Genomic DNA, 13,110 nt, shown 5'->3' on the forward strand with positions numbered 1-13,110 from the left:
TTTCCTATTAGGCCAACCCTCACATTATACAATTATTTACCAAATATTAGGCAATTGTTAACCCTTTCCCTCTTCCAATTTCCTACGGAAATGGTTACCTTACTGTCTACCTCCATGAACCGAATCATAAAAACATACAGGCTGGTTTTGCTAGGACTTTTGTTGGTCATTGGCTGTACAACGTCTGACCCCAATTCCCTTTTTGTCCAAAAAAAATCATCCCAAACAGGCATTACATTTTCCAATACGCTCCACCAGATTCCGGAACTCAATATCCTTAACTACCTCTATTTCTACAATGGCGCAGGGGTAGCTGCCGGAGATTTTAATGGGGATGGATTGGTGGACCTGTATTTTACTTCCAATCAAGGTGCAGATAAACTGTATCTCAATAAAGGAAATTTCAAGTTTCAGGACATTACCGAAGCTGCGCAAATCAAAAATGATACAGGTTGGACCACGGGCGTTACCCATGTGGACATCAACAATGATGGCCTATTGGATATTTATATCTGTAAAGTTGGGGACCATGGTCCAATTCGGGGCGAAAATCTACTCTACATCAATCAAGGGGCAAATGCGGATGGGATACCCTCCTTTAAGGAAGCCGCCGCCGATTACGGTTTGAATTTTATTGGATACTCCACCCAAGCTGCTTTTTTTGACTATGACCTCGATGGAGATCTGGACATGTACCTGCTGAACCATTCCGTGAACCCCAATCGCTCATATGGAAAAGGTACCAAACGAAAACTCGTGGATTCCAAGTCTGGCGATATTCTTTTTCGGAATGACGAAGGTTCTTTTGTAAATGTCTCCAAAGAAGCAGGGATATTTCAAGGAAGCATTGGCTATGGACTTGGGTTGGCCATAAGCGACATCAACAATGATGGATACCCGGACATCTACGTGGGCAATGATTTTTTTGAGAACGACTACCTCTACATCAATCAAAAAGATGGGACTTTCCAAGAAGTCATATCACAAGACCCCAACAAAATGGGGCATACCACCCACTTCTCCATGGGCAACGACATCGCCGACGTGAACAACGATGGTTTGGCCGACATTCTCTCTTTGGATATGCTTCCCGAAAATCTGGAAACTTTTAAAACTTCCGGTGCGGAATACCCTTACCCGGTATACCAGCAATATTTGAAAAATGGATTTGCGCCGCAATTTATGCAAAATGCACTCCACCTAAATTTGGATGGGGAGCGCTTTGGGGAAATCGCCAATCTAAGTGGTATCGAAGCCACCGAATGGTCTTGGGGCGCTCTATTTGCCGATTTTGACAATGATGGTTTCAAGGACCTGTTCATTTCCAATGGAATTGTGGGGGTTACCAATGATATGGACTATATCAACTATATCTCCAACGAGGAAATTCAAAAAAATATTACTTCGGGATTATCGGATGAGGACATGGATCTCATTGATCGCTTGCCCAAAAAGAAAGTGCCCAACTACTTCTATAAAAATAGGGATGGGGTCACCTTCAGCAATGTCACCGATGACTGGAGCATTAAAAAAGATTCGTACAGTAACGGGTGTGCCTATGCCGATCTGGACAACGATGGGGATTTGGATCTAGTGGTCAATAACGTCAATGAGGAGGCCTTTATCCTTGAAAATACGCTCACCAATGGAAATTCCATCAAGATTACATTTAAAGGTTCCCCACAAAACAAATTTGGGATAGGTGCAAAGGCCATCGTGTTTCATAAAAACAATAGAGCCGTTCAAGAGAACATCGCCACACGCAGCTTCCTCTCCGCAAAGGACAACAGTCTTAATTTCGGGGTAGGTAACGATAGTATCATTGACTCCATCCAAATCGTGTGGCCCGGTGGTACACATCAAACCTTACGCAATATTGAGCCCAATCAAACCTTGAAGGTGTCCATAAATAATGCCTCTGGCAACTATTATGAGGAGAAGTCCAACCGGCCTGACACTCCTGTTTTAAGTGCCACCCAACCTTTGGACTTTGTACATAAAGAACAGCCCTCCTTGGACTTTGACCGGAACCCATTGGTTCCTTTTTCCTATGCCAATGAAGGGCCTTCCGTATCGGTGGCCGACGTTAATGATGATGGATTGGAAGACCTTTTCATCAGCGGGGCCAAAACACAGGCTTCCGTACTCTACCTCCAAAACAGGGATGGTACTTTCACTTCACATCAACCCGGACTTTTTGAAATGGATGCCATCAACGAAGATATTGACCATGTCTTTTTTGATGCCGATGGTGATAGCGACCTTGATCTATTGGTGGTGAGCGGCGGCAATGAATTTACAAGTGGTAGACCCCTGCAACCCCGATTGTATCGGAATGATAAAGGAACATTTATCAAAGATGATGGGCAGTTTACCCAAATACAGACCAATGCCTCAAAAGTGGACGCCGTGGATTTTGACCAAGACGGGGACCTGGATCTTTGCATTGCATCAAACACCCTGCCCACGCAATTTGGTGAAACATCAAAACAATATCTTTTTCAAAATGATGGCCAGGGAACGTTCACCGAAATCACATCTTCCTTTGCCCCTGATTTTGGATCGGTGGGCAACGTAAAGGATTTTGTTTGGGCAGACCTTGATGGAAACAGCTTTCCCGATTTAATTGTTGCAGGGCATTGGACCCCCATCACCCTCTTCTTTAATGACGGAAAACAACTCACCAAACAACAAAACAACGGACTGGAATACACCCATGGTTGGTGGAATTGCATTGCACTGGCAGACTTGGACAAGGATGGGGATTTGGATATTCTGGCCGGCAACTGGGGCCTCAATACCAAGTTCAGGGCCTCAAAGGAAAAACCCATTACGCTCTATATCCGTGATTTTGACGGGAACGGCTCCATAGAAACCGTAGCTACCTATTTTCATGGGGATAAGGAAACCGTTTTTTCCTCAAAGGACGAACTGGCCAAGCAAATGCCCTTCCTGAACAAGAAGTTTCTCTTTTACGAAGATTTTGCCAAGGCATCCCTGGAATCACTTTTTGGAAAAGAAAGTTTGGATGCCGCCACACAACGAAAGGTGTATCTACTGAATACCTCCTACTTTCAAAATGAGGGAAACGGTCATTTTTCGATTAAGGAATTGCCTCTTTTGGCACAATCCTCAACGGTTAATGATATTTATATTGAAAAGATTGATAAAGAAACGATTAATGAAATATTAATGGTCGGGAATAATTTTGAGATAAGCACCCAACTTGGTAGATTAGATGCTTCGCATGGGCTTTTGTTACAAAATGATGCACAAGGGAATATAACTTGGAAGCAAAACTTGAACGTTTCCGGACCAGCCCGGAAAATTGAGAAAATTACACGAAATGGGAACGAGGAATTCATCATCACTCTAAACAACGATTCTCCCATTTTCTTAATCAAAAAACAGAACACGGAATGAAACTCAGATATGCGACTCTATGCCTTGTATTGATTTCACTGGCGTCCTGCGGAGAAAAAAAATCCGATTCAAAAGATGACGTAAAAGAGACCCTTTTCACGTTAATGCCACAGGATGAAACCGGGGTTACCTTTGTCAATGCCGTTGAAAATCAGAAGAACTTCAATATTTTCAAGTATAGAAATTTTTATAACGGTGGTGGTGTTGCCATTGGAGACATCAACAATGATGGCCTATCGGACATCTATTTGACCGGGAACATGGTCCCCAACCGCCTCTATCTGAACAAAGGTGATTTTAAATTTGAGGATATCTCGGAAAGTGCTGGGGTCATGGGCAACAAACCTTGGTCCACTGGTGTGGTCATGGTGGATGTAAACCAAGATGGCCTCTTGGATATTTATGTCTGCAATGCGGGAAACATGGAAGGCAACAACCATGACAACGATCTTTACATCAATAATGGAGACCTCACCTTTACGGAAAAAGCCAACGAATACAATTTGGCCAAGACCGGCTTCACGACCCATGCCTCTTTTTTCGACTATGACAAGGATGGGGATTTGGATGCCTATATCCTTAACAACAGTAATATTCCCGTGAGCAGTTTGGGGTATGCGGAACAACGCGAAGTACGCGCCCAGGACTGGGAAAATGTCCCTGATATCTTTAGGGGGGTTGGCGATATGCTCTTACGCAACGATAACGGCAAGTTTGTGGATGTCAGTGAAGAAGCGGGCATCTATGGAAGTCTTATCGGTTTTGGATTGGGGGTACTGGTTTCCGATTTTAACGGAGACCTCTACCCAGACATTTATGTTTCCAATGATTTTTACGAAAGGGATTATCTCTACATCAACCAACAAGATGGTACTTTTAAGGAAGAAATCAAGGATTGGACCTCGCATTTGAGCCTTTCCGCAATGGGAATAGATATTGCCGATATCAACAACGATGGACACAACGATATTTTTATCACCGACATGCTCCCCGAGGAAGAACACCGGGTAAAATCGGTCATGGAGTTTGAAGGCTACAACGTCTTCAACTTAAAACAGAGCAAAGACTTCTACCAGCAATACATCCAGAATACCCTACAGCTTAACAATGGGAACGGTACATTCTCGGAAGTGGCCTATTACAGTGGTATTGATGCCACGGATTGGAGCTGGGCCGGACTTATGTTCGATATGGACAATGACGGCCTAAAGGACATTTTCGTGACCAACGGGATCAACCATGACCTGACCGATCTGGATTTTGTGGACTTTTTTGCCAATGAAATTGTGCAAAAAATGGCATTGACCGGAAAAAAACAGTCCATTGATTCCATCATCAGCAAAATGCCGATCAAACCACAACCTAATTATGCCTATAGAAACAATGGCGATATCAGCTTTACGAACGCCAATCAAGAATGGGGATTTGATCTACCATCACGATCCAATGGTGCCGCTTATGGGGATTTGGACAATGATGGGGATTTGGACCTTGTTATCAACAACGTAAATACCGAGACCTTTTTGTATAGGAACAACTCGGAATCACAGCTGAACAATAACTACCTCCAGCTAAAGTTCAAAGGGCCCAAGAACAACCCTTTTGCGGTGGGCACCCTGGCCAAATTCTATTTTGATGGAAACATCGTCAACCAGGAACTGATCCCATCCCGAGGTTTCCAATCTTCCATGGGCTATGAAATGAACATTGGACTGGGCAAAACCGAAACCTTGGATTCCATTCGCATCGTTTGGCCTGACAATCGAACCCAAAAGCTGGAAAATGTAGCGGTCAATCAGGTAATGACTTTGGACCACGCCCAAGCTTTGGAAATGTATGTCCTGCCGAAAAAAGAAACCACAAAATCCTTCCTCAACGAATTGGATTCCAGTAGCATTGCCGCCCATGAAGAGGATGGTTATAATGATTTTGACTACGAAGGCCTTATTTACCAAAAATTATCGCAGGAAGGACCCTCATTGGCCGTGGCGGATATCAATGGTGATGGCAACGAAGATTTCTTTATTGGAGGTGCCCACGGACAGCCAGGCATCCTATACCTGCATACTGGAAACGGAAAAGTCCAACAAAAAACAATAAAAGCTTTTGATGAGGATAGGCATTTTGAGGATGTTGCAGCAGCCTTCTTTGATGCGGATGGGGACAACGACCTAGACCTTATGGTAGGCTCCGGGGGTAACAACTTGGACCTACAAAGAAGTTACAGACCACGTTTGTACCTTAACGACGGTAAGGGCAATTTCACAAAATCTGAAACCGAACTACCTTCTACCTTCAAGAACATTTCAACCATTTCACCCTATGATTTTGATAACGATGGAGACATGGATGTCTTTATAGGCTCACGCAGTGTAGTGGGTGTTTATGGCCTTTCCCCAGACCATCTATTCCTTGAGAACATGGGGGATGGAACCTTTACCAACGTAACGGAGCGATTGGCGTTTGACCTCAAGGATGCCGGTATGGTCACCGATTCCAAATGGGCGGATATGGACGGGGATGGTAAGGACGACCTCATTGTAACGGCGGAATGGGACACCCCAAAAATTTATAAAAATACAGGACGAAGACTTACCAAAATGCCTTCTTCACTGGACAGCCTTTATGGATGGTGGAACACGGCCGAAACCGCAGATTTGGATGGAGATGGTGACCTAGACCTTATTCTGGGCAACCAAGGGCTCAATCTACACTACAAACCTTCCCATGGGCAACCCATGAAAATGTGGATCAACGACTATGACAATAACGGCACCATTGAACAGATTTTTACTTTGCAAAAAGATGGCGGGGATTACCCCATCCATCAAAAAAGGGAACTCACGGAACAACTGCCACCTCTCAAGAAACAAAACCTAAAGGCATCGGATTATGCGCATCGGACCATACATCAACTTTTTCCAGAAGAGGTATTGAACAAATCCATTGTAAAGAAAGTGGAAACCTCAGCATCCGTCATTGCCATAAATGAAGGGGGTGGAAAATTCACCATTAAGAACCTTCCTCCAAGGGTGCAATTGTCCTGTGTTTGTGACATTACCTGCGCAGACGTGAACAACGATGGCAACCTAGATCTCATCATGGCTGGGAACAATTATGAATTCAAACCCCAATTTTCAAGGCTGGATGCCAGCTACGGAAACCTTCTACTGGGTGATGGCCAATTGGGCTTTGAATGGCAGAATTATGACATGAGCGGCTTTAAAATCAAGGACGAGGTGAAATATTTGAAGCAGTTCAAGGATAAAAATGGAAAAACTTTTGTCATTGCCGCCATCAATAACAATAAACCCAAGATATTTGCCATCAATGAATAAACTGTTGGTCATATTTCTAACGGCCCTGATGTTGGGAGGATGTAAAAAAGGAGGTGATCTTTTTGACAATCCCGACCCAAAGGCCACTGGAATTACTTTTACCAACACCCTTACTTCCACGGACAACCTCAGCATTTTGGACTACCTCTATTTTTACAATGGTGGTGGGGTATCCATTGGGGACATCAATAATGATGGGCTCCCTGATATTTTCTTCACCGGAAACCAAGTAAAGAACAAACTGTACCTGAACAAGGGTGACCTCAAGTTTGAAGATATTTCGAATACCGCAGGTATTGAAGGTAACAGCAGTTGGAATACCGGGGTTACCATGGCCGATGTGAATGGGGATGGCCTTCTGGACATTTACGTCTGTGCCGTGGTGGGCATCAATGGGTTCAACGGGTTCAACGAGCTTTACATCAACAATGGAGATAATACCTTTACCGAAAGTGCTGCCCAATATGGGTTGGATTTTGACTCGTACAGCTCCAATGCCTCTTTCTTTGATTACGATCTGGATGGCGACCTTGACCTATATCTCCTCAACCATGCCGTGCATACGCAGAATTCCTTTGGGCGATTTGACCTGCGGTTTGAGCGCCGCTACGAAACCGGGGACAAGCTCCTTCGGAACGATGATGGCCAATTTGTCGATGTGAGTGAAGAAGCGGGAATTTATGGTGGTGTAAACGGATATGGCTTGGGTCTGGCCATTGCCGATTTTAATCAGGATGGGTATCCGGACATCTATGTGGGCAACGATTTCCATGAAGACGATTACTACTATTTGAACAATGGGGATGGCACATTTACCGAAAGCCTCAAAAAATATTTTGGACACACCAGTCGATTCTCCATGGGGAATGATGTGGGCGACATCAACAATGATGGTAGGCCCGATTTCCTGTCTCTGGACATGCTGCCTGAAGATGAAGTGGCCTTGAAATCATCGGAAGGGGATGACAATATACAGACCCAAAAACTCCGCGTGGACCGGTATGGATACCACTACCAGTTTACCCGCAATATGCTGTTTGTGAACCAGCCTGATGGCAATTATATGGAAACCGCCTTGATGAGCGGTGTCGCCGCCACGGATTGGAGCTGGAGTGCCCTTTTTGGCGATTATGATCTGGACGGACATCAGGATGTCTTTATTTCCAATGGGATTCCCAAGCGACCAAACGATTTGGATTTCATCAAGTTTGTCTCCAATGACCAAATCCAGAAAAAACTGGACAACACCAAACTTGTGGACCAAGAAGCTTTGAACTTAATGCCTTCGGGTAATGTGCACAATTATGTTTTTAGGGGCGGTGAAGACCTCATGTTCCAGGACATGTCCAACAATTGGATCACCAAAGACACTTTGATTTCCGGGGCGACTGCCATGGGCGATTTGGACAATGACGGGGACTTGGATTTGGTGACCAACAACATCAACCAACCCGCATCCTTGTATATCGGCAAAGCTTCGGACAAGGGCAATTACCTAAAAATAAGGTTCCAGTTCACCGCAAAAAATACCTTCGGGATAGGCACCAAGGTATATTCTTATCAAAATGGGGGACTCCAGTTCAAGGAATTGTTCCCTACGAGAGGATTTCAGGCATCTTCGGAACCCATCATCCATTTCGGATACCCAAAAGACATCCAACAAGTGGATTCCCTTAAGGTGGTATGGCCCAACAAAACCTATCAGGTACTCACCAACGTTCCCGTGAACCAAACCCTTATCCTGAAACCAGAAAACACCAAGCCTTTCGATTACGATACCTTGCGCAAAAAGGACAAGGAATTGTTCACCCCGGTCAGCAACAACCTAGGGTTGGATTTTACCCATGTGGAAGACAACTACACGGATTTTAACCGTGAAAAACTGATTCCCTACCAAGTATCAGACAGAGGACCTGCCTTTGCCATGGGAGACTTGAACCAAGATGGAAAAACGGATATTTTTCTGGGTGGATCAAAATTCATGGTCCCACAAATCTATCTTCAACAAGATTCCGTATTTGTTGCAAAACGTTTTGATGAAATTGCCAATGACTCCATCAAGGAGCCCGTTTCAGCAACCATTGCAGATTTCAATAATGACAACAAGAACGACATGTTCGTCACTTCTGGTGGTGGTGACTTTTTTGGCGAATCCGAAGCTCTTTTGGATGCCTATTACGTACAGACCGATTCCAGTTTCTCCGCTGTGGAAATACCCAATTTTTTTCAAAACTCATCGGTGGTTCGGCCCTTTGATTTTGACGGGGATGGAGATTTGGATGTGTTTGTAGGCGGACATACCCTTACCGCGCACTTTGGAACTCCGGTTGCTTCATACCTTCTCGAAAACAACAATGGGGTGTTCACGGTTTTTAAGGATCTCAAGATTGAGGGCATGGTCACCGATGCGGTATGGGACGATTTCAACGGAGATGGCTCCACGGACCTTATTCTGATTGGGGAATGGATGTCACCCAAATTTCTGAAATACGAAAACGAGGCTTTTGTAGAGTCCAATCCCATGGATGTAAAAGGGCTCTGGCAACGTATCCAGCCTTTTGACATTGATGGTGATGGGGATACGGATTATCTTCTGGGAAACTGGGGAACCAACTCCAAATTCCACGCCAGCAAGGAATATCCCATGAAGTTGTTCTTTAATGATTTTGATGACAATGGCCAGACCGAAACGGTTACCGCCCTTGGGAAAAATGGAAAGTACTATCCTTTGGAATCTTTGGACGGACTTGCTTCGCAACTGGTTTTCTTAAAGAAAAAGTACCCCAATTACCGTTCCTTCGCCGGAAAGACCATGGAGGAACTTTTTGGAAAGGAGCTATTGGACAAAGCCACCCTTTGGGAAGTCAATACCCTTGCATCCGGTTTTCTGAGAAACGAAAACGGGACATTCAGTTTTGTCCCCTTTACCAATGAACTACAGGTCTCCCCGATTATGGCCTTCACTACCGCCGATTTTGATGGCGACGGCAAAGCCGAGGTACTGATTGGAGGCAATTACTTTGGGATAAAACCCTACCATGGCCGTTTGGATTCTTTTCCAGGGGCTTTGCTCAACAGTGAAAATGACATAATTTTAGGAAATCAATTGGGCTTGGACTTTACCAAAAAATCCATGAGACATTTGGGAACAATATCCCTGAACGGACAAAAGTATTTACTGGCCATATTCAATAATGACAAAACACAAGTCTATAAAATCAATAATTAACAAGGAACCATGAAAGAAAGATTAAGTTTACTTGCGGTAGTGTTGATGGTCTTCACCAGCTGTCAAAAAAAGCATGAAGCCATTATCATCACTCCGGAAGAATACCACAAATCTGTGGATAAGGTCATCGAAGTGATGATCCATGATATCTTCTCCCCGCCTGTGGCCAGTAGAATATTTGCCTATCCCAACATTGCCGCCTATGAGATCATTGCCCAAAAAGATGATCGCTACAAATCCTTGGCAGGGCAGATACACGATTTAACCCCAATTCCAGAGCCCAAGACAAGGGATAGCATCAATTTTGAAGTCGCCGCCCTCGTTGCGCATATGCAACTCGACAAAAACCTTATTTTTTCCGAAGACCGTATTGTAAGCTACCGGGATAGCCTATATGCTGTTTGGGCCGATAAGAATGAACCTGTTTTCAACGCCTCCAAGGCCTACGGCCTTGAAGTCGCCGAACATATTGCCGCCTGGATGAACAAGGACAATTACAAGCAAACGCGGACCATGCCCAAGTTCTCGGTAAATTCGGAAGACCCTTCACGTTGGCAGCCCACACCTCCGGCCTATATGAATGGCCTGGAGCCCCACTGGAGTAAAATTCGCCCGTTTGCCATTGATTCCGCGGATCAATTTAAGCCCGCTCCCCCACCAGATTTTTCCATGGAAGAAGGTTCCAAATTTTATGAAGAAGTAATGGAAGTCTATGAAGTCCGCAAGAGCATGATCGGCAAAGGGGATAAATCGGATGAAATAGCCATTGCCCAGTTTTGGGACTGTAACCCCTATGTTTCCGTAACCCGTGGTCACCTGATGTTCGCTACCAAGAAAATAACCCCAGGGGCCCATTGGATCGGTATTACCAAGATAGCCGCCAGAAAATCGGATGCCGATTTTGCCAAAACAGTGTATGCCTATACCAAAACATCCATTGCCATTGCCGATGGCTTTATAAGTTGCTGGGACGAAAAGTACAGGAGTAACCTTATTCGCCCTGAAACAGTCATCAATGAATATATCGATGATAGTTGGGAGCCTGTACTCCAAACACCTCCGTTCCCTGAATATACCAGCGGACATAGCGTAGTATCCGGTGCGGCAGCCATAGCACTTACGGACATTTTTGGGGACAACTTTGCCTTTGATGACGATACCGAAGTAGCTTACGGCTTACCCGTACGCTCCTTTTCCTCTTTTAACCAAGCATCTGATGAAGCCGCTTTAAGCCGAATGTATGGAGGAATACATTATCGTGCGGCCATTGAGGTTGGGATCAAACAAGGTAGGAGTCTAGGGAAATATATAGTGGACAAATTGGATATGACCAAAGGTTGATTCCCTATCTTTATCCGTAATTATGAGGAAAGTTTATATCACTGCTCTTGCTCTTGTAGTGCTTTTACTGGCATGGTACCTATTCCTGAAACCTCAGGATTATCAGGTTAGTTTTAAGGCAAAGACCGTCCCGGGAATCATCTATGAAACGGTACGGGCATGGAACAAAACTCTGGATAGCAACATCCCCGTCAGGTATCAAAGTGTAGACCATTTTGAGCAGACCATCATTGTGAAAGACTCCATCCATGAATACGTTTGGGACATTACACCAATCCATGATTCCCTCAGTCAGGTTGATGTTAGCATCAAGGACTTGGACCACTCCCTCATGAACAAGATCAAGATTCCTTTTTCAGATACGGATTTTGAAAAAGGATCCCGCAAAACCCTCTTGAGCTTTAACGAATATTTGAGCAACCATCTCAATAGCATTAAAGTCACCGTATTGGGGGAGGATGAACTATTTTCCACCTTCTGTGCCTGCGTTCCTTTGGAAAGTGCCCAAAACGAAAAAGCCTCTGGCATGATGGCCAACTACACCTTCATAAGCAACACTTTGGCCGACAATGAAGTTACGGTCAATGGATCCCCCTTTATTGAGGTTGTGGATTGGAGTGTGGAAAAGGATCATTTATCCTATAACTTTTGCTACCCTATCATCCGTTCAGAAAGACTGCCTAAAAACCCCAATATCATTTATAAACGCATTTTTCCAAAAAAAGCACTGAAAGCCATTTATAATGGCAATTACATCACTTCGGACAGAGCTTGGTATACCCTTTTGAATTATGCCCAAGCCCGAAACATTCCGGTGGAAGAAAAACCTATCGAGGTATTTTTCAACAACCCCAACATGGGTGGAAATGAACTGATGTGGAAAACCGAAGTTTATATGCCCCTTAAAGAGTCTGAATGATCCGAATTTCATTCATATTGGCTTTCTGCGCCCTTCAAGCTTGTGCCCAAAGAACCTATTACGGTCAATTGGAATGGTTAGGGGAATTCCCTTCAAAACTTACCGAGGTATCAGGATTGGAAACCAATTCACATGGCGACATCTGGGTGGTCCAAGATAGTGGCAACAAGGATGAAATTTACAAAGTGGATTCCACAGCCCAGATTCTTGAAACCTATAAAATTGACCATGCCAAAAATAAGGATTGGGAAGATTTGGCCATGGATTTACAAGGCAACCTCTATATTGGTGACTTTGGCAACAACTCCAATGAACGGAAAGATTTGACCATCTACAAAGTGTCCCATGCACAATTGGACAAGAAGGAACCCAATGCCAAAAAGATACGGTTCAACTATCCTGAACAAAAACGGTTTCCTCCCAAAAAAAACAAACTGCTATTTGATACGGAGGGTTTTTTTCACTGGCAAGGTTTTCTGTATATCTTCACAAAGAACAGGACCCGTCCCTATACTGGAGAAACTTTGGTATATAGGGTTCCCGACACGGAGGGGGATTATGATGCTGAATTTTTAGGAAGTCTGTTCCTTTGCATGGACCAAGACCATTGCTCGGTAACAGGGGCCGACATTTCACCAGATGGAAAATCCATCGCCCTTCTGACCTATGGCTTTGTTTTTTTGCTGACCGATTTTGATTTTCATGATTTATCAAAGGCCCAATCCAAGACTATAGACCTCAATTGTGATACCCAAATAGAATCCATCGGATTTTTGGACAATGGCACATTATTGCTCGCTGATGAGGAAAGGAAAAAAACAGGTCGTAATCTGTATCGGTTAAGACTCAAGTGACTTTTA

At 44.2% G+C, this 13,110-nt stretch carries 6 protein-coding genes; all 6 read left to right on the forward strand.

Annotation, left to right across the window (positions count from 1 at the left end; genetic code table 11):
* The first annotated feature begins 90 nt into the window (after positions 1-90).
* Genes F8C76_RS10515 through F8C76_RS10540 form a run of 6 tightly spaced genes read left to right on the forward strand, consistent with a single transcriptional unit; the run spans position 91 to position 13,104 of the window.
* Positions 91-3,423, forward strand: a complete 3,333-nt coding sequence (locus tag F8C76_RS10515; protein ID WP_249042401.1) for a VCBS repeat-containing protein — start codon at positions 91-93, stop codon at positions 3,421-3,423.
* Entirely contained in the window at positions 3,420-6,761 is a 3,342-nt protein-coding gene (locus F8C76_RS10520) for a VCBS repeat-containing protein (protein WP_152131700.1), read from the forward strand. Before F8C76_RS10515 ends, F8C76_RS10520 begins: the two co-directional genes overlap by 4 nt.
* The gene (locus F8C76_RS10525; protein WP_152131701.1) at positions 6,754-9,990 is read left to right on the forward strand and encodes a VCBS repeat-containing protein; all 3,237 of its coding nucleotides are present in this window, start codon (positions 6,754-6,756) and stop codon (positions 9,988-9,990) included. Before F8C76_RS10520 ends, F8C76_RS10525 begins: the two co-directional genes overlap by 8 nt.
* 9 nt (positions 9,991-9,999) lie before the next feature.
* On the forward strand, positions 10,000-11,331 hold the full coding sequence (locus F8C76_RS10530) for a vanadium-dependent haloperoxidase (protein ID WP_129653561.1): 1,332 nt from the start codon (positions 10,000-10,002) through the stop codon (positions 11,329-11,331).
* A 22-nt stretch (positions 11,332-11,353) separates the two neighbouring features.
* Positions 11,354-12,250, forward strand: coding sequence for a GyrI-like domain-containing protein (locus tag F8C76_RS10535; protein ID WP_152131702.1), 897 nt, complete (start codon positions 11,354-11,356; stop codon positions 12,248-12,250).
* On the forward strand, positions 12,247-13,104 hold the full coding sequence (locus F8C76_RS10540) for an NHL repeat-containing protein (RefSeq protein ID WP_152131703.1): 858 nt from the start codon (positions 12,247-12,249) through the stop codon (positions 13,102-13,104). The genes F8C76_RS10535 and F8C76_RS10540 overlap by 4 nt, the downstream gene beginning before the upstream one ends.
* The last annotated feature ends 6 nt before the right edge of the window (positions 13,105-13,110 follow it).

Origin of the sequence: Flagellimonas olearia, assembly GCF_009184425.1 — a bacterium.
GTDB classification, from domain to species: Bacteria; Bacteroidota; Bacteroidia; order Flavobacteriales; family Flavobacteriaceae; genus Flagellimonas; species Flagellimonas olearia.

Bases quoted from the DNA above. Each gene is read 5' to 3' on its own strand.
- F8C76_RS10515 (WP_249042401.1), top strand. From the start codon at position 91: ATGGTTACCTTACTGTCTACCTCCATGAACCGAATCATAAAAACATAC.
- F8C76_RS10520 (WP_152131700.1), top strand. From the start codon at position 3,420: ATGAAACTCAGATATGCGACTCTATGCCTTGTATTGATTTCACTGGCG.
- F8C76_RS10525 (WP_152131701.1), top strand. From the start codon at position 6,754: ATGAATAAACTGTTGGTCATATTTCTAACGGCCCTGATGTTGGGAGGA.
- F8C76_RS10530 (WP_129653561.1), top strand. From the start codon at position 10,000: ATGAAAGAAAGATTAAGTTTACTTGCGGTAGTGTTGATGGTCTTCACC.
- F8C76_RS10535 (WP_152131702.1), top strand. From the start codon at position 11,354: ATGAGGAAAGTTTATATCACTGCTCTTGCTCTTGTAGTGCTTTTACTG.
- F8C76_RS10540 (WP_152131703.1), top strand. From the start codon at position 12,247: ATGATCCGAATTTCATTCATATTGGCTTTCTGCGCCCTTCAAGCTTGT.